The sequence below is a fragment of the Aequorivita sp. IT1183 genome, from assembly GCF_058068265.1.
This window is the reverse complement of record NZ_JBYRHS010000007.1, coordinates 149446-168850: the sequence shown is the minus strand read 5'-3', so window position 1 is coordinate 168850 and position 19405 is coordinate 149446. Positions and strand designations below refer to the sequence as shown.

Below are 19405 nucleotides of genomic sequence, written 5' to 3'. Positions count from 1 at the left end.
AAAAAACGATACAATTGTTGCAACTGATAGAATTAATTGGTTCCGAAATAATTACAGTGAAGCAATCACCGAAATCTCAACATTTACAAATTTGGGAAGGTTTGCTACTTCTACCGTTTCGCGAGCAGGAGCTGTAGCCTCATTGAAATATGTTGCATACACTTCATTAATCGCTGCAAAATTATGCATATCACTAATAAAGATTGAGGATTTTAGCACGTTTTCAAAAGTCATTCCTGCTTCAGTAAGGATTGCTTTTAAGTTCTCCATAACCAATTTAGTTTCACTTTTTATATCGTCAATTACCAAATTGCCAGTTTTTGGATCAATAGCTATTTGCCCAGAAGTGTAAAGCATATTTCCGTTAAGGACTGCCTGATTGTATGGTCCAATAGGAGCTGGAGCATTTTTGGTTGTGATTATAGTTTTCATATTTTTTTGTTTTGAAGTTTTGAAACTTAAAGTCCCTTATCGCTTTCTCTACGTTTGTCGTATTTAATATCGCTTAACATAGAAGATTTAATTCCAATAAAGAAATACCAAGCCGTATTAATGCTTCCGATTGGCGTCCAGTTAAAGCTCATTTGCCAACTTTCTAAATCGCGCTGGAAACGGAATTGCGTAAGTGTTACTCCTTTATTTTTAAAATCGTAACCCGAAGAAACACCGACTGTCCATCGTGGCGCTAGTTCCAGATTAGTGCTCATCATAAACGACTGACTAGAGATTTCATTTTGTCGCTGACTATTACCATAGGTTACAGTGTATGCAAAACGCATATCCCACGGAATGGTGTAATTATACCATTCTACATTAGTTTTGTCAACGTCATCTTCCTCGTCTTCTTTGTAAATCTGTCCGTCGTAAATATCTGTAGATTCTCCAAAAAGATCATCGGGACGACCACCGTTTCGAAAGGTTTCGTTGTCTGTTCTATCTAAATTTTTATCGGTGCTACCATCAAAATCCTTGCTTGAGAAGGAATAGTTAATACTCACATTGGCATTGGTTAATCTGAAAAGACTTCCGCCGTTATCAATATTGAAAACATCAATCTTTTGATTATTATTATCTAAAGCATACGGATCTAAACTTCCGCTGAAGTTGAAATCTAATTTAGGAATAATCGGAATGCTTCCCGTAAACTGCAACGGGCTCCATTGTAAAGAATCGCCGGCGAGATTATATGCTGTAGAAAAGTTTAAGTTGTTTAATAAAGTTATTTTTTTAGGCTCTAAAGCAGTTGTGTCGCGATCGCGCATTTTAGCTTCAAAAGTATTACTAAGTGAAAGGCCAATACTACTAGAATATACTTTGCCAGGCGCACCGTAGAGTGTGTTTTCGAATCTCGAATATGATACTACTTGTGCAGCTTCATCGGCAGTTTCTGGAATGATAAATTCATCGTAATATCTATCAAATGCAGGGTTAATGTTATAACTAATAGAAGGACGAACCACATGGCGCAGCGCTTGTATTTTATTATCTTTTCCGAAGTTGAAAAGACCGTAAAGCGTGGTTCCTAAACTGGTAGAAAAATTATAGGTTCGGTAACTTTCAAAGCCGGCCACAGTATCTTTAACAATACCACCCAATCCATCGTCAAGGGTCGAGTCATAATATTGACGCGTACTTTTTAATACCCACGTTTCGCGATAGTTTGTACCTGCCGAAGCGCTTAAATATTTAAGAATTTTAAAGTTTGTTGTAACTGGAATATTGTGTTGCGCGCCAATTTGTGCATCGTTAAACATTTCTGGTTTAAAGAAAAGCGAATCTGTAGTTAGTATTCTATTTTCGGCAGTTACATCGTACTGAAAATTTATGTTTTCAATGATGCCTTCTTTAGTGCCGTCTTTTGGAGCAAACGGATAAATTCTGGAAACACTTGCATTCATATTTGGTAAAGACATAGAAATTTCCTCAGTATTGGTATTCTGTGAATGCGTAGCGGCCACCGATAGATTTACTTGCGGTTCGCCTTCAAAGGTTTTGGAATAGGAAATAGAAGAACTCAAAGTGTTTACCAAAGCACTAGCATTGTTGGTCTGGTTAATGGATTCGGTGAAATATTGACTACTACCAATATTCACCGAAGCAGAAAAACGAGAGTTCGGGCTGCTTTTTGTGTCTTGCGAATGCGACCAACGTATGTTATAGATGCTGCTTTCGCTAAAATCTGGAAATCCTCTTTCTTCCTGTACTAGTTTTTCAAACCTCGCACTTAAATTCCCTCTAAATTTATAACGAAGCGAATAAGCCGTTTCTCCGCGAAGCGCATAACTTCCATTCGTGTAATAATCGCCTAACAGACTTAAGTCTAAATAATCGTTTATTGCAAAGTAGTAACCACCATTCTGAAAAAAGAAACCCCGACTGTTATTATCACCAAAAGAGGGGATAATAAACCCGGAAGTTCGGTCTTCGGTTAAAGGAAAATATGCAAATGGTAAACCAATCGGCGTAGGTACATCTGCGATGTACATATTTGTTAAGCCAGTAACTATCTTCTTTTTAGGGACAAACTTTGCCTTTCGAGTATAAAAATAATATTCGGGATCGTCAATATTTTTTGAAGTGGTAAATTTCACATTTCGTAAATAGACTACGGAATCGTTTACTTTTTTGGTGACTTCTGCAATTACTTTAAAACCATTTTGTTCGGTTCGGCTATTGTAAACCAGTGCTTTTTTCGAATCAAAATTATATCTAATGGAGTCTGGTTCCACTTTATTATTAGCCTGAACAAAAATAGGGCGCTGGCTGTAAACCCCAGCACTATCTATTCCTTTTGCGTAAACTTCGTTTTTGTTGTAATCTAGAATTATCAAACCCGCATCAATACGCATATCACCATAAATTATATATGCTTTATTATACATATATACTTTGTTTTCCTTTCGGTTTAGCAAAACGTAATCTTCGCCGTAATAATCTACAATAGCGGTCAAAGTTTCTTTGGGAGGCTTAATAGAATCGGTTTTTATAGTATCCTGTGCCTGTTCAGTAATTTCATCAATAACAGGTTTTAGGTTTACAGAAAGAGTATCCTCCTTAGTTACTTTCGGAATATTGGTTTCATTCTTTGGGGGAATGTCTTGTGCATGCAAAACAGTGCTGCAAAGGAGCAGGAATGTTAAGAAGATTGTTAAGTAATGATCTTTTGTCTGCAATGCGCTGGTACTATTATTTTGTAGATTTGGCTCAATATTTGAAACGGTCAAAAATAAACATATTTTTTCGGGTACGTTTTTTAAATTGAATTTTTTGGAAAAAGAAAATTCAACTGAAAAGAACAACGAAATATGACTAAAATGAATCATATCAAAAATGAATCCAGAGTACAGATGAATATGAAAAAATTAGTTATTCGTTAATAGTCACCATTATAAATCGATTTGTATGAATCATGGACTGCTAAGAGCAGTCATAGTTTAAAAGTAAGAGCAAGCGGTGTTGAGTTAAACCGCTAAATATTTAAAATAATCAATAATAACAATCGTTAACATTTATATGCACACTAAACTTTTCACTTCTTTTTTAATAGTTATAGCATTAACATTTTTTTCTTTCGCTGAATCTGCGACGGAAAAACCCATCAAACCGTTTGTTGTTGTTTTGGATGCTGGTCACGGTGGCCATGACCACGGAAACAAAGGGAATGGATACAAAGAATCCGAAATATCTCTAAATATTGTTTTAAAAGTGGGAGCAGAGCTAGAAAAGCTTCCAAATGTAAAAGTAATCTACACGCGTAAAACCGATATATTTATTGAATTGCGTGAACGCGCTGCAATAGCAAACAAGGCAGATGCCGATCTTTTTGTATCTGTACACTGTAACGCTCATAATTCTGATGCTTCTGGCGCTGAGACCTTCGTTTTAGGACTGCACAAAACACAAGCGAATTTTGAGGTAGCTAAAAAAGAAAACGAAGTAATTTATTTAGAAGAAAACTATCATGAAAAATATGGCGGATTTGATCCTAATGCCCCAGAATCTCTGATAGGAATGGTTTTGATGCAGGAAGAATATTTAGATCAAAGTATATTACTTGCAAGTCTGGTTCAAAATAATGTAATTAATAATTTAAAAAGAAAAGATAGAAGTGTGAAACAGGCAGGTTTTTGGGTGCTTCACAATACCTATATGCCGAGTGTTCTAATTGAAACCGGATTTCTTACCAATAAAAGTGAAGGTGCATATTTAGATTCAGAGAAGGGACAGTTTGAAATGTCTCGTGAAATAGGAAATGCCATAAAATCATACATCAGTAGTCTTTCAGTAGCTACAGAAAAAATAAAAGATCCCGAAATAGAACAAATACAAGTTGAAAAAACTATTGAAAATACCAAGGAAGCCGTTTACGAGGGTGTAACTTTCAAAGTGCAATTGGCTGCTAGTAGCAGAAAACTGGATTTGAAGCCCAATAATTTCAAAGGCCTAAAAGATGTAACTCGCGAAAAAGAGGATGGACTTTTTAAATATTATTACGGTGAATCTTCAGACTACAATAAAATTCAGGTAATGAAAACCTTTGTACAACAAAAAGGATATCCCTCAGCCTACGTTGTGGCTTTTAAAAAAGGTAAAAAAGTTAATCTACCAGAAGTGTTAAAATCGAAAGCCAATTAGTGTGCATTCTTTATATTTATGCTTTAAATTTGCTCATCATCTAAAACTATACACTTGAGACTATCGAAAGAAGTTAAAACTGGAATCCTCGCCATTGGAGCTATATTGCTGTTAATCTTTGGATACAGCTTTTTGAAAGGCACAAATTTGCTTGATAAAAACCGCGAATTTTATGTAAAATACGACAACGTAGAAGGTTTGGCGCAAGCAGCCCCTGTAACTATTAATGGACTTACCGTTGGAAAGGTTCAAAATATAACTTTTGCCAACTCAAAAGGAGGTTTGGTAGTAAAGTTTACAGTCGAGGAAGATTTCGATTTTTCCAAAAACAGTATTGTACGTATTTATAGCACTGGGTTAATTGGAGGAAAATCTTTAGGTATTTTTCCGCAATACGACAATAATATTGCTAAAAGTGGCGACACGCTTCGTGGCGATGTAGAAGACGGTATGCTTACCGCCGTTACAAAAGCACTGGGACCTTTAGAGAAAAAAGTGAATAATACATTGGCTACAGTTGATACATTATTATTAAGTATTAACGCTATAGTAGATGAAGAAACACGTCGTAATTTGCAACAAGCAATTGTAAACTTAAATACAACTCTTAATTCATTTGCGGGCGTTTCAGAAAACTTGAATAAAGTGCTCGCTAACAATACCGGTAAATTAGACAATACCTTTACTAATCTAGATAAAACGGCAAGAAACCTTTCCCAACTTACAGATTCATTATCGCAACTTGAAACTGGCAGATTGGTTACAGATTTGCAGAGTGTTGTAGATAAAATGGATAAAATTGTTACAGGCGTTGAAAATGGCAATGGATCCATGGGTAAGCTTTTAAAAGACGACAAACTTTACGAAAATTTAGAAGGAGCCTCAAGACAACTTGAGCAATTAGTACAAGATTTTAAACTTAATCCAAAACGCTATGTACATATTTCAGTGTTTGGGAAAAAGAACAAAGAATACGAAGCGCCAGCCAATCCAGACGAATAAACCATCATGCAATACATTCCAAATATATTATTTCTAATAGTCCTTTTAGCAGGTATTGGTTTTTTTACAATCAACATCCGCAAAATTATACGCAACATTAAATTGGGGCATCAAGTTGATGCATCAGACCATACCGGACAAAGGTGGAGCAACGTAATTCGAATTGCTTTGGGCCAATCTAAAATGGTGGTTCGTCCTATTTCGGGAATGTTACATATAATCGTTTATGTAGGTTTTATCATCATCAATATTGAGGTGTTAGAAATTATTATAGACGGTATTTTTGGTACGCATAGAATCTTTTCATCCTTAGGAAGTTTTTATGGCTTCTTAATTGGTTTCTTTGAAATATTAGCGCTTTTAGTTTTCGTATCTGTAATAGTATTTTGGCTTCGTAGAAACGCTTTAAAATTGCAACGTTTTTGGAAACCTGAAATGAAAGGATGGCCAAAAAACGACGGAAATATTATCCTTTATTTCGAAATGGTTTTGATGGGACTTTTCCTATTAATGAACGCCACAGATATTCACTTCCAGGAAATGAACAACGGTAACGTAGTTTCACAGTATATTGCTGGACTATTTAGTGGCACTCCCGAAGCTACACTTCATATAATTGAACGTACCGCTTGGTGGTTTCATATCGTGGGAATACTTGCATTTCTTAATTACCTATACTTTTCGAAGCATCTTCATATTTTATTAGCATTTCCGAATGTTTACTTCGGAAAAGTGGTGCCTAAAGGAAAATTTAAAAACCTAGAATCGGTTACTAATGAGGTGAAAATGATGATGGATCCAAGTGTAGATCCATTTGCAGCACCGGCTGAAGGAGCAACCGAAGCTCCTGCAAAATTTGGTGCGAGCGATGTAATGGATTTAAACAGAATTCAATTACTGAACGCTTATACTTGTACTGAATGTGGCCGTTGCACAGACGAATGTCCTGCAAACAAAACCGGGAAAAAACTTTCGCCTCGAAAAATAATGATGGACACCCGTGACCGTCTAGAAGAAGTAGGAAAAAACATTGACAAAAACGGCGAATTTAAGCCAGACGGAAAACAACTGCTCGACGATTACATTACGCGCGAAGAACTTTGGGCTTGTACAACCTGTAACGCCTGCGTAGAGGCTTGTCCCGTAAGTATTGATCCATTGAGTATTATTATGGATATGCGTCAATATTTGGTTATGGAGCAATCTGCAGCACCAACCGAGCTGAATGTAGCGATGACCAATATAGAAAACAACGGCGCCCCTTGGCCTTATAACCAAATGGACCGATTGAATTGGAAAGATGAAAATTGATTAAATAGCCATCAGTTTCGAAAGTATTCGTGAATTCGTGGTAAAAAAGATTTATATGAAAAAGGAAGACGTAGAAAAAATGCTGCACGAAAAAGTTGAAAAAGGCGAACACATTAGCCCGATTCTTCCCGAAGGAATAAAAAATTATTTAATAGATATTGACGGTACCATTACTGAAGATATTCCGAATGAAGAGCCTGAAAGAATGGCAACTTGTAAACCATTTCCAGATGCCTTAAAAACCTTAAACAAATGGTATGATGAAGGTCACATTATTTGTTTTTTCACTTCTCGTACGGAGATGCATCGCGAAGTAACCGAAACGTGGCTTAACAAGCACGGTTTTAAATACCACAGCATGCTGATGGGAAAACCTCGTGGCGGAAACTATCATTGGGTAGATAACCATTTAGTGAAAGCAACTCGCTACAAAGGTAAATTCACCGATTTAGTAGAAAAAGAGGTGACTATTAAAGTATTTAAAGACTGATTTCAGTTAATAGAAAAAAGTTAATAGTAATTAGCGTCCGAGCAATTTACTACTAACAACAAACAATTAACATTAAACACATGAGTGAACCAATAAAAGTCCCAACAATGGCCGAATACGCGGCACAAGGCAAACTGCCCGAAGTGCTGTTTTTCGTGGGATGCGCAGGAAGTTTTGACGACCGCGCAAAAAAAATAACTAAAGCTTTCGTAAAGTTGCTTAATAAAGCAAATATAGATTTTGCGGTTTTAGGAACCGAAGAAAGTTGCAATGGCGACCCAGCTAAAAGAGCAGGAAATGAATTCTTGTTCCAAATGCAAGCCATGACCAATATTGAAGTTTTAAATGGTTACGGAATAACAAAAATAGTAACCACTTGTCCGCATTGTTTTAATACAATTGGGAATGAATATCCTGAACTCGGCGGAAAGTATGAAGTTATGCACCACACTCAATTTTTAAAATCTCTTTTAGCAGAAGGAAGATTGAAAGTTGAGGGAGGAAAATTTAAAGGAAAGAAAATAACTTTCCACGATCCGTGTTATTTAGGTAGAGCTAATAACGAATATGAAGCTCCAAGAAATCTACTTGAAAAATTGGAAGTAGAACTCGTGGAGATGAAACGAAACAAACAACGCGGTATGTGCTGTGGCGCGGGTGGCGCACAAATGTTTAAAGAACCCGAACCAGGCGATAAAGATGTAAACGTAGAACGTACCGAACAAGCAATGGAAACTTCAGCAGATATAATCGCTACTGGTTGTCCGTTTTGTATGGTAATGATGACCGATGGCGTAAAAGCCAAAAATGCCGAAAACAACGTGCAAGTGATGGACGTTGCAGAAATGATTGTAAATGCAGAAGATTTATAAATAATGTTGACAGACTTTACAAACCTGCCAGATGATTCAAGAATTTGGGTTTATCAGGCCAATAGAAAATTAAGCGACGATGAAGTTGCTGAAATCACCGAACTTACAACAGATTTCTTAACCAAATGGACCGCCCACGGTGCAGATTTAGAAGCGGCTGTAGAAATGAAATACAATCGTTTTATTGTACTCGGACTTAACCAAGAAAATGCTTCGGCATCTGGCTGTAGTATTGATGCTTCGGTACATTTTATTCAGTCTCTTCAAGAAAAATTCGATGTAGACTTACTCGATAAGATGAACGTTACCTTTTATTCGGGAGACTATATTGCATACAAACCTTTGGCCGATTTCAGAAAAATGGCAAAAGATAAATCTGTATCAAAAAACACGGTTGTTTTTAACAATCTTGTAAATACAAAAGCCGAATATCTTGAAAATTGGGAAGTTCCCGCTCACGAAAGCTGGCACAGTAGATTTTTATCATAAAAGGATAGTTACTTATGAAGAATTTATTGATCACCCTCGTTTTTGTATTGCTCTCTTTTTCTGCTTTTTCGCAAGATAGAAATCCGTTGATTGTAAAAAAGGATTTTCAAAATCAAAAAAAATGGGTCGATAGCATCTACGATAAAATGACTTTGGAAGAAAAAATGGGCCAACTCTTTATGGTCGATATTTTTTCTAGCGATCCCAAAGCAAAGACCGATAAGATTAAAGACTTAATAACCAATTATCATATTGGCGGAGTTATCTTTTCTAAAGGTGGACCAGTGCGTCAAGCTAAGCTGAACAATGAATTTCAATCACTAGCAAAAGTTCCGCTAATGATTGGTATGGACGCAGAATGGGGGTTGGCAATGCGACTAGATTCTACGTATGCTTTTCCGTGGAATATGACTTTAGGCGCAATAACCGACAATAAAATTGTTGAAAAAATTGGACGTAGAATTGGCGAACAGTCCAAACGTTTGGGAGTTCACATTAACTTTGCACCCGTTGTAGATATAAATACAAACCCAAAAAACCCAATTATCGGGAATCGTTCTTTTGGTGAAGACAAAGAAAACGTTACCGAAAAGGCACTTTCGTTTATGAAAGGGATGCAAAGTGCGGGCATTATGGGCAGCGCCAAACATTTCCCGGGTCACGGAGATACAGATAGCGACAGCCACAAAACACTACCCACAATTGATTTTTCGAGAGAGCGCTTGGATACTTTGGAACTGTACCCTTACAAAAGATTGATAAATGAAGGTCTTAATAGTGTGATGGTTGCACATTTAAACGTTCCCGCATTGGAGATTCAGATGAATTATCCCTCTTCACTTTCATCAAAAGTTGTAACAGATTTGCTTAAAAATGAGCTTGGTTTCAATGGTCTCATTTTTACAGATGCCTTGAATATGAAGGGCGCTTCAAATTTTAAAAAACCTGGTGAGATTGAACTCGCTGCATTCCTTGCAGGAAATGATGTTTTATTGATTCCAGAAGATGTGCCAAAAGCAATGGTGTATCTTATAAATGCTTATAACGCAGAAGTAATAACTGAAAAACGATTGGCTTATTCTATTAAGAAAATACTGTATGCGAAGTATAAAGTTGGTTTAAACCATTACAAACCCGTAAACAAGCACTATTTAATCGAAGATTTAAATTCTGTAAACGATGATGCGCTTTACGAAGAGGCAATGGACAATGCGCTAACGGTGATTAAAAACAAACGCGCCATTCTGCCCATAAAAGATCTTCAAGAAAAAAAGATTGCATATGTAAATTTTGGAGACGCTTCCGGAGAGGTTTTCCTTAATGAATTGAAAAAATATAATGAAGTAGATTGGGTAAAAGCAAGTAGTCTCGATGATTATGTTCAAAAATTGAAAGCGTATAATTATGTAATTATTGGGTTTCATAAAAGTAACGAGAACCCTTGGAAAAGATTTGAATTCTCCGAAAATGAACTCGTTTGGCTTTATGAAATTGCACGCACAAATACAGTCATTTTAGATGTTTTTGCGAGACCGTACGCAATGCTCGATCTAAAAACAACTGCCAATTTTGAAGGCGTTGTAATGTCTTATCAAAATAGTGAAATCTCTCAAAAGCTTTCAGCCCAACTTATTTTCGGTGCGCGTGAAGCAAAAGGTGAACTTCCAGTTTCTTTAGGTGAAGATTTTCCTTTAAATACTAGTTTTAAAACAAAATCCCTACGTAGACTTCAATACGGAACTCCCGAAAGCGTTGGGGTTAATAGCTATAAATTAAGAAAGATAGATTCTCTTGTCAACTTAGGAATTAGGCAAGGAATGTTTCCCGGAGCACAAGTTATGGTTGCTCGAAAAGGAAAGGTAATTTATCAAAAGAGTTTTGGATATAATGAATACGACAAGAAAATTGCTGTAACAGATACAACTATTTACGACTTGGCTTCACTAACAAAAATTACAGCGTCGCTACCACTTGTAATGGAACTTGTGGACAAAAAGGAATTGAGTATAAACACCAAGCTTTCTGAAATGCTTCCGGAGTATAAAAACTCCAATAAAGCAAATGTTACTTTAAAGGAAATGCTTTCGCACTATGCGCGATTTAAGGCTTGGATTCCGTTTTACCGCAATACAATGAATGCCCAGAAAACAGCAATGTCTTCTGTATATTATTCAGACATTCCAGATAAAGATTTCAATGTGCAGGTTGCAGAAAAACTTTATATGCGCAGGGATTATATGGATACCATATATAAAACAATTCGTGATAGCGACTTAAATTCCCAATTAGAATATAAATACAGCGATTTACCTTATTATATTTTGAAAAAATATTTCGAACTCAAATATAATAAGCCAATGGATATGATAGTTCAGGAGAACATTTATGAATCTTTAGGGGCTAATTATACCACGTATTTGCCATTGCAAAAATTCTCAAAAGATAATATTCCGCCAACTGAGCAGGATGATGTTTTCAGAAAACAGAAAGTTCAAGGTTATGTTCACGACCAAGGTGCGGCTATGCTTGGTGGCGTAAGTGGTCACGCGGGTTTGTTCAGCAATTCTAATGACGTTGCAAAAATAATGCAAATGTATCTTTGGAAAGGATTTTACGGCGGCACGCGTTATTTTAATCCTGATATTCTAGACCTTTTCAACACTTGCTATTATTGCGACAAAAACGTACGAAGAGGTGTGGGGTTTGATAAACCACAATTGGGTACTTCGGGACCAACTTGTGGCTGTGTATCTATGACAAGTTTTGGACACAGCGGCTTCACTGGGACATTAGCTTGGGCAGATCCAGAAGAAGAAATTGTTTATGTTTTTCTATCGAACAGAACTTTTCCTGATGCAGAAAACCGAAAGTTAATAAGAAGTGATTTGCGTAGTAAAATTCAGGAAGCCATTTATGAAGCAATTGATTATTAAAATATATAGAAGAGAGCCAGAACCGCTTCGCTACAATACGCATGACTAACTTTGATTGAATTGAAATAATATAAACTAAGCAAAGAATCGTCCTGTTTCCCTTTAGTCGTGGTTCGTGGGTCGAAAAAAAACAATTATGAAAATAGCAATAGTATGTTATCCAACCTTCGGGGGGAGCGGAGTAGTAGCCACAGAGCTAGGTTTAGCGCTTGCTGAGCAAGGACACGAGATACATTTTATTACGTACAAACAACCTGTTCGCTTAGAATTACTTTCAAAAAACATTCACTTTCATGAAGTTTCTGTACCAGTCTATCCGCTGTTTCATTATCAACCTTACGAGTTAGCGCTTTCCAGCAAATTAGTAGATATGGTGAAGCTTCACAAAATTGAAGTGCTTCACGTACATTACGCCATTCCACACGCTTATGCAGGTTATATGGCGAAGAAAATGCTGGAAGAAGACAATATTTTTATTCCCATGGTAACCACCCTTCACGGAACAGATATTACGTTAGTAGGTAACCATCCGTTTTATAAACCAGCAGTTACTTTCAGCATAAATAATAGCGATGTTGTAACTTCTGTTTCAAAAAGTTTAAAGGAAGATACCTTGCATCTTTTCAATATTAAAAAAGAAATTCATGTTGTACCTAATTTTATCGATATTCCGAAGAAAATAAACCCTTATACAGACTGCCAACGCGATTTAATGGCGGCGCCAGATGAGCGTATAATTACGCATGTAAGTAATCTTCGACCTGTAAAACGTGTTAGGGATGTAATTGAGATTTTTGATCGAATTCAACAAAAAATTCCTGCCAAATTAATTATTGTTGGAGAAGGCCCCGAACGTGAAGCCTCTGAAGATCTATGTGCAAAATTGGGAATTGAAGAAAAAGTACTATTCTTAGGAAATAGTAACGAAGTAGATAAGATTTTGTGTTTTACCGATCTGTTTATTCTCCCTTCTGAAAAGGAAAGTTTTGGTCTCGCTGCATTGGAAGCAATGGCTTGCGGAGTTCCTGTAATTTCTAGCAACACAGGTGGGTTGCCTGAAGTAAATATTCACGGTGTTAGCGGATTTTTAAGCGATGTAGGTAATGTAGATGAAATGGCAGAAAATGCTTTAAAGATTTTAGCTACAGATGAAAGTTTAGCGCAATTCAAGAAGCAGGCTATTGAAGCTGCTATGATTTACGACACTAAAAAAATCGTGCCTTTATACGAAAAACTTTATGAGGAAGCTATTCAGAAAACAGCCACTACGAGTTCTTAATAGTTTCGCTTTATAAATTCCATTGCGTTTTCTTTCATTACACGCTGTACAATTGCTTCGGCGGTAATTCTATTGTAGTCTTGCAACATACCTATATTGGATGAAAGGTAATCGTTCGCGTGATTCAGCATTTCTTCTGATAAATCTTTTATATTTTCAACGGTCCAAAGACCATTTATAGGGTTTACTATTCCATCAAAATCGCTTCCTATACTTTGGATACCCCAACAAAATAAGCCATCGTTATCAAGTACTTCGGCAATGTGTTGTACTTGCCTCCAAACCAAAAGTGCCTTTTTTCGCAATTGTTTTCTTTTATTCGGAAAATAGATTTTACTATCTGTAATTGCTTTGGAGCTACCAATGCGTCGCTGATCTAATTGAATTCCAAAAATACCGTTGCTGCGGGCAATTCTAATTAACTCGTCGTCATAAAAGTTTATATCTATATTAGAAAACCAATCTTCATGTTCGGTTATACCCGTTCTATTCCATTGTGCGATAGAATGTTTACCATTACAGGCTGCGTGGCTTGCAATAATAGGAATCTTTTCTGTACTATATTTTGTGTCGAGCAAGTTATAGTAAGCTTTTCGAGAAGCTGTACTTAAATGCTTTACGTCTATTGGTATTCTTTTATTATCAGTATTGTTTAATAATAAATTAATAGCTTCAATACCCAAATCTGTGAGGCCAGTATTTAAGCCTCGGCTTTGATTCTTCTTTAAAATTCCTATTGAAATACTACTTGCGTGCCCGCAAAGCTCATTGTAAAAATGATGTGCGAGCGTAATAAACATAGGGCGATAGTTCCAATTTTTTATGGCATTAATGTTTCCAATAACTTCGGTTCTACTGGCCATATCTTTATTCATATCTAGCCCAGTATTAAAACTATGGCCGCCTTCAATTGTTAGAATAATATTTATTATTTTTTTGGAATCAGTTTCTTGTGAAAAATTGTTTTCAATATCCTGATAATTTCTTACCAAACGATATGTGAAAATTTTTCCATCAATTTTTTCTACGTGATTGTGAAGCTGTTCATAATATTTATATTCAGAAACTAAATCGGCAAAATAATCATTATTGCTACGAATGTAATCCATTCGCGATTGGCTAATACTAGCAGCAAGATTCACTAAAACATCAGTCACGCCTTTAATTCCGATAACTTCTTTTCCAAAAAAATGTTTTTCAAAAGGATAGAGAGCAACCACAACAACTTTGGCATTTGCTTTCGCAATAGCCGTTAAGTCTGACTGTGTAAATTTTGTAAGTGTAACGATCCTGTTTACAAGCTTCTCTAAGAAATTGGGAGGGCTGTAATGCCAAATGGAATTTTTCCGATTCGGGTCTATAGCGTTTTGCTTTATTGGTTTATACTTAAAGCTTTTGCTATATGATTTTAGTGAGGGATGGCAATGTATATCTACATATTGCTTGTCCATTTTGTCGCATTTTGTTAAGTCATATAAAAGTGCGATAAATATTCGACTAAAAAAACAGGGTTTTTCCTATTTTTTAAAAAGGAAAATGCCCCATGGGAGTGGGGCATTCTGTTAAAACTATGTATTAAAAACTTAAAATTGATAACGAAGTGCCAAACCTACGTCGAAACTAACGTCGTCTCTATAACCTAAGTTGAATTGTGGCCTCATATCTAACGAAATAATAAGTGGAATATCAAAATTATATTCAATACCAATATCTCCCGTTATAAAAGCAAAGGCTTCTGAATCGTCATATCTGTCATCAAATGGGTAATCGTTCTTTTTTGTATCATAATTTACGATACCTACACCTGCTCCTGGACCGGCGTACCAGTTAAATCCTCCATCAATATTCCAAATCCACTGATAGATTCCAACAAGTTTTACTGCATCCCAATGTTTCTCACTGTGAAAAGCTAAACCTAGCTCTAATCTATTGTTATCGCCCAAATGTCTTTGGTAATTTACTTCGGGGCCAAAACCGTCACTTTCGCCAAAACGAAGTCCGATTGCATTTTTAGAAATCTCTTGTGAATTAGCCTGCCACGTGAGTGCAGAGATGATGGTAAATAAAAAAATGACTTTTTTCATGATTTGAGTTTTAGTTAATAATGGTGTAAAAGTATCCGAAATTAGTGTACCCCGTAGTTAAAGCAATGCCAATCTATATCTGCAATATTCGAAAGTTATGTTAAGGAAGTTTTTTACATTTACAGCAGTTACTATGAAAAAACAATTACAGGAATTACAGGAAACTTTTAATGGCGAATTATATACGGATGCTTTACACACCGCCATTTATGCTACAGATGCCTCCGTTTACCGAAAAGTACCATTGGCGGTTTCTTTTCCCAAAGACAGTGAAGCTATTAAGAAACTCATTCGTTTCGCTTCAAAGAATGAAACATCACTCATTCCTCGTGCGGCGGGAACTTCCTTGGCTGGGCAATGTGTTGGGGAGGGTATAATTGTAGATGTTTCAAAACACTTCACCAAAATAATTTCAGTAGATACCGAAAAGCGTACTGTAACGCTTCAACCAGGCGTTATTCGGGATGAATTAAATACATATTTAAAACCGTTCGGCCTTTTCTTCGGCCCAAATACATCTACCAGCAATCGTTGTACGATAGGCGGAATGGTGGGCAATAATAGTAGTGGAACCACTTCAATTCAATACGGGGTAACTCGCGATAAAATTTTAAAGTTGAAAACCATACTTTCTAACGGCGAAGAAGTAGTTTTTGAGCCGCTGTCTAAAGATGGCTATTTAAAAAAGATGGCGCTTAATTCTTTAGAAGGTAAAGTTTACAAAACTCTTTATGACGAATTAATTTCTGAAGAGTCGCAACAGGAAATTTGGAATGAATTTCCAAAACCTCAAATACACCGAAGAAGCACAGGTTACGCAGTAGATAGTTTGTTGAATACTTCTGTTTTTGGCGAATTCAATGAAGATATAAATATCTGTAAATTGCTTTGCGGAAGCGAGGGAACCCTTGCTTTTACTACCGAAATCACACTTCAACTAGATCCATTGCCACCGCAATTTACCGCAATGGTTGCAACACATTACGAAACACTCGAAGCCTGTTTAAACGATGTTGTGATAGCAATGCAGCACAATTTGCATACTTGCGAAATGATGGATAATGTAATTTTAGATTGCACCAAAAAAAGCAAGACTTATGAGCCTTATCGCTTTTTTGTGGAGGGAAATCCAAAGGCAATTCTGCTATTAGAATTGAAGAGTAATTCTGAAGAAGATTTGGATGCTCAAATAGCTTCTTTATTAACCTCACTGAAAAATACCAATTATAGTTATCACAATCCAGTTTTAAGAGGCGAAGAGATAGAAATGGCGTTGGAATTGCGAAAAGCCGGACTAGGACTGCTCGGAAATATGGTAGGCGATCGAAAAGCGGTTGCGTGTATTGAAGATACGGCAGTGGCTTTGGAAGATTTGTCTAATTACATAGCAGAGTTTTCCGCATTAATGAATATGTACAATCAGCAAGCGGTTTATTACGCTCACGCTGGAGCGGGGGAGTTGCATTTAAGACCAATCCTCAATTTGAAAGAAAGTGAAGGCGTAGATTATTTCCGTAAAATTACGACCGATGTTGCCGAATTATGTAAAAAATATAGGGGTTCCTTCAGTGGCGAACACGGTGATGGCATAGTAAGAGCCGAGTTTATTCCATTAATGATAGGTGAAAAAAATTATGAATTATTAAAACGAATTAAAACTGCTTTTGATCCACAAAATATTTTCAATCCTGGAAAGATTGTAAATGCTTTTAAAATGGACGAATCGTTGCGATACGAAGTAAATAGGGCAGAACCGAAGATTGAAACGCTCCTAGATTTCAGCGATTCTGAAGGTATCCTTCGGTTGGCAGAAAAGTGTAATGGCAGCGGCGATTGTAGAAAAAGTGCAGAAGCGGCTGGAGCTATGTGCCCCAGTTATCACGCTACAAAAAATGAAAAAGATACAACTCGCGCTCGTGCAAACGCATTACGCGAAGTATTGACTAATAATGACGCAGCAAATAAATTCAATTCTAAAGAGTTAAAAGAAGTTTTTGATCTCTGTATAAGTTGCAAAGCTTGCGCCAGTGAATGCCCAAGCAATGTTGACATTAGTACCGCAAAAGCTGAATTTTTGTATCAGTATAACAAAGCAAATGGAGTTTCTTTTTCGAATAAATTATTCGGAAAAAGTACGAAACTGAATAAAATGGCTTCAAATTTCCCGAAGCTTTCAAATTGGTTTTTCACAAATAATTTTACTGCTTCAATTATAAAAAATATTGCCGGAGTACACCCAAATCGGTCATTGCCAAAAACATCAATTAAGAGTTTTAGTAGTCATATTCAATTTACTGAAAATCAACGAAATAATGAAATTATTAATAAGCGATTTGAGTTAAAAAAAGTTCTTCTTTTTGTTGATGAATTCAGCAATTATTTAGACGCTGAAATTGCGTTAGATTCGTATTCACTTCTCACAAGTTTAAATTATAATGTGGTTATAATAGATACTTTGGATAGTGGAAGAGCACTAATTTCTAAAGGGTTTTTAGAAGAAGCGAAAAGGGAAGCCACCAAAAACGTTTCTTTTTTAAAAGATAAAGTTTCAACAGAAGTGCCACTTATCGGTATTGAACCCTCTGCAATATTGTCTTTTCGCGACGAGTATATTCGGTTGGTCGATGATAAATCTTCTGCGGCCAACATTGCCAAAAACACATTTTTAATAGAAGAGTTTTTAGCTGCCGAAATTCAAAATGGAACTATTTCTGCTGAACAATTCACTTCCGAAGAAAAGCAGATTAAAATTCATTCGCACTGTCACCAAAAATCACTGAGTAATCAAAAAGTAACTTTCGATATTTTAAACCTTCCCATAAATTATAAACCAACTATAATTACATCCGGCTGTTGTGGAATGGCGGGGAGTTTCGGTTATGAAAAGGAGCATTACGACGTGAGTATGAAAATAGGGGAACTGAAACTTTTTCCAGCGGTTCGCAAAACTTCCGAAGACGTAGTTATTTCTGCAAACGGCACTAGTTGTAGACATCAAATTATGGATGGTACGGGAAGGCAGGCATTACATCCAGTAACTATTCTTAAACATGCGCTTTTAAAATCTTGACGGTTTTACCCAATATCGTTTTGCTGCTCCTCCCAAATTATTGACATCCGCTAATGTTAATGCGTCTTCAATCCTAATAGTTATGGTTAGTTTCTTCACATTCTTTTCCCAAATCATTTTTGAATATTTCCACTTGAAAGTTTACATTTGTTGAAAACCAATCTATGGCTGGCAATTCCTTCGGGAAAATTTTTAAATTAACCACCTTCGGCGAGTCGCACGGCCCAGCCATTGGCGGAATTATAGATGGCTGTCCGTCAGGACTTTTATTAAATTTTTACGCTATTAATGCCGAAATGCAACGCCGTAAGCCCGGTCAATCCGCAATCGTTACACAGCGTAAAGAAGAAGATGAAGTAAAATTTCTTTCTGGAATATTCGAAGGAAAAACAACTGGTACGCCCATTGGTTTTACAATTGAAAATACCGACCAAAAAAGCAAAGATTACAGTCATATAAAAGATATTTATAGACCTTCGCACGCCGATTTCACTTACGACAAAAAGTATGGAACCCGTGATTACCGTGGCGGTGGGCGGTCTTCTGCTCGCGAAACTGCTTGTAGAGTAGTGGCCGGAGCGATTGCAAAACAATTGCTAAAAGGCATAAAAATTACCGCCTACGTTTCTTCTGTTGGGGAATTGGAGCTCAAAAAGTCTTATTCTGAAGTTGATTTTTCTGAAATTGAAAAAAATCCAGTTCGTTGTCCTAATGCCGAAATGGCAAAAGAAATGGAAGATTTTATTAAGTCTATCCGAAAACAAGGTGATACAGTGGGAGGCACGGTAAGTTGTGTGATTCAAAATATGCCTATTGGTTTAGGCGAACCAGTTTTCGATAAATTACATGCCGAATTAGGCAAAGCAATGCTTTCAATAAATGCCGTGAAAGGTTTTGAATATGGAAGTGGTTTCGCCGGAACTGCAATGAAAGGCAGTGAGCACAATGATATTTACAAAGCCGACGGAAGTACGAAAACCAATTATAGCGGTGGCATTCAGGGAGGAATAAGCAATGGTGAAGATATTTACTTTAAAGTTGCCTTTAAGCCCGTGGCTACTATAATGCAAAAGCAGGATACAATTGACAGTGCTGGAAATAGCGCCATAGCCGAAGGAAAAGGCCGTCACGACCCTTGTGTTGTTCCGCGCGCCGTCCCCATTGTGGAAGCAATGGCAGCATTAGTAATAGCCGATTTCTGGTTATTAAATAAAATTGCAAAATTTGAAGATTGAAAAGC

General features: G+C 36.6%; 14 protein-coding genes. 10 read left to right on the top strand and 4 right to left on the bottom strand.

The genetic code is table 11. The features are described from left to right. Positions 1-51 precede the first annotated feature (51 nt). Both AC3RVF_RS15290 and AC3RVF_RS15285 read right to left on the bottom strand, forming a co-directional pair. Positions 52-432, bottom strand: coding sequence for a Rid family detoxifying hydrolase (locus AC3RVF_RS15290; protein WP_489689966.1), 381 nt, complete (start codon positions 430-432; stop codon positions 52-54). Positions 433-458: 26 nt separating this feature from the next. Further along, positions 459-3224 (bottom strand): putative LPS assembly protein LptD, encoded by a 2766-nt coding sequence (locus tag AC3RVF_RS15285; RefSeq protein ID WP_489693731.1) that lies wholly within the window; start codon positions 3222-3224, stop codon positions 459-461. A gap of 289 nt (positions 3225-3513) precedes the next feature. On the opposite strand from AC3RVF_RS15285, the gene AC3RVF_RS15280 reads away from it, so the two are divergent. The 8 genes from AC3RVF_RS15280 (at position 3514) to bshA (ending at position 13011) form a co-directional block, all read left to right on the top strand. Further along, a complete protein-coding gene (locus AC3RVF_RS15280; RefSeq protein WP_489689968.1) occupies positions 3514-4635 on the top strand; it encodes an N-acetylmuramoyl-L-alanine amidase family protein in 1122 nt (373 codons plus the stop codon). Positions 4636-4689: 54 nt separating this feature from the next. Continuing rightward, on the top strand, positions 4690-5637 hold the full coding sequence (locus AC3RVF_RS15275) for an MlaD family protein (RefSeq protein ID WP_489693730.1): 948 nt from the start codon (positions 4690-4692) through the stop codon (positions 5635-5637). Positions 5638-5643: 6 nt separating this feature from the next. Then, positions 5644-6948, top strand: a complete 1305-nt coding sequence (locus AC3RVF_RS15270) for a 4Fe-4S dicluster domain-containing protein (protein ID WP_489693729.1) — start codon at positions 5644-5646, stop codon at positions 6946-6948. Positions 6949-7003: 55 nt separating this feature from the next. Next, on the top strand, positions 7004-7438 hold the full coding sequence (locus tag AC3RVF_RS15265; RefSeq protein WP_489689971.1) for an LNS2 domain-containing protein: 435 nt from the start codon (positions 7004-7006) through the stop codon (positions 7436-7438). A gap of 80 nt (positions 7439-7518) precedes the next feature. Then, positions 7519-8310 (top strand): (Fe-S)-binding protein, encoded by a 792-nt coding sequence (locus AC3RVF_RS15260; protein ID WP_489693728.1) that lies wholly within the window; start codon positions 7519-7521, stop codon positions 8308-8310. Positions 8311-8313: 3 nt separating this feature from the next. After that, the gene (locus AC3RVF_RS15255) at positions 8314-8799 is read left to right on the top strand and encodes an ABC transporter ATPase (protein ID WP_489689973.1); all 486 of its coding nucleotides are present in this window, start codon (positions 8314-8316) and stop codon (positions 8797-8799) included. Between the two features lie 14 nt (positions 8800-8813). Next, the gene (locus tag AC3RVF_RS15250) at positions 8814-11732 is read left to right on the top strand and encodes a serine hydrolase domain-containing protein (RefSeq protein ID WP_489693727.1); all 2919 of its coding nucleotides are present in this window, start codon (positions 8814-8816) and stop codon (positions 11730-11732) included. A 136-nt stretch (positions 11733-11868) separates the two neighbouring features. After that, the gene (bshA, locus tag AC3RVF_RS15245) at positions 11869-13011 is read left to right on the top strand and encodes an N-acetyl-alpha-D-glucosaminyl L-malate synthase BshA (RefSeq protein ID WP_489689975.1); all 1143 of its coding nucleotides are present in this window, start codon (positions 11869-11871) and stop codon (positions 13009-13011) included. Here bshA and AC3RVF_RS15240 read toward each other — a convergent pair. Beyond that, positions 13008-14462 carry a membrane dipeptidase gene (locus AC3RVF_RS15240; protein ID WP_489693726.1) on the bottom strand — a complete coding sequence of 485 codons (1455 nt, stop codon included), beginning with the start codon at positions 14460-14462 and terminating at the stop codon, positions 13008-13010. The two genes, bshA and AC3RVF_RS15240, sit on opposite strands and share 4 nt — an antisense overlap. A 132-nt stretch (positions 14463-14594) precedes the next feature. Next, positions 14595-15095 (bottom strand): hypothetical protein, encoded by a 501-nt coding sequence (locus AC3RVF_RS15235; protein ID WP_489689977.1) that lies wholly within the window; start codon positions 15093-15095, stop codon positions 14595-14597. A gap of 133 nt (positions 15096-15228) precedes the next feature. On the opposite strand from AC3RVF_RS15235, the gene AC3RVF_RS15230 reads away from it, so the two are divergent. Beyond that, complete coding sequence (locus AC3RVF_RS15230) at positions 15229-18165, top strand: FAD-binding and (Fe-S)-binding domain-containing protein (RefSeq protein ID WP_489693725.1); 2937 nt, start codon at positions 15229-15231, stop codon at positions 18163-18165. 164 nt (positions 18166-18329) lie between these two features. Then, a complete protein-coding gene (gene aroC, locus AC3RVF_RS15225) occupies positions 18330-19400 on the top strand; it encodes a chorismate synthase (protein WP_489693724.1) in 1071 nt (356 codons plus the stop codon). Positions 19401-19405 lie beyond the last annotated feature (5 nt).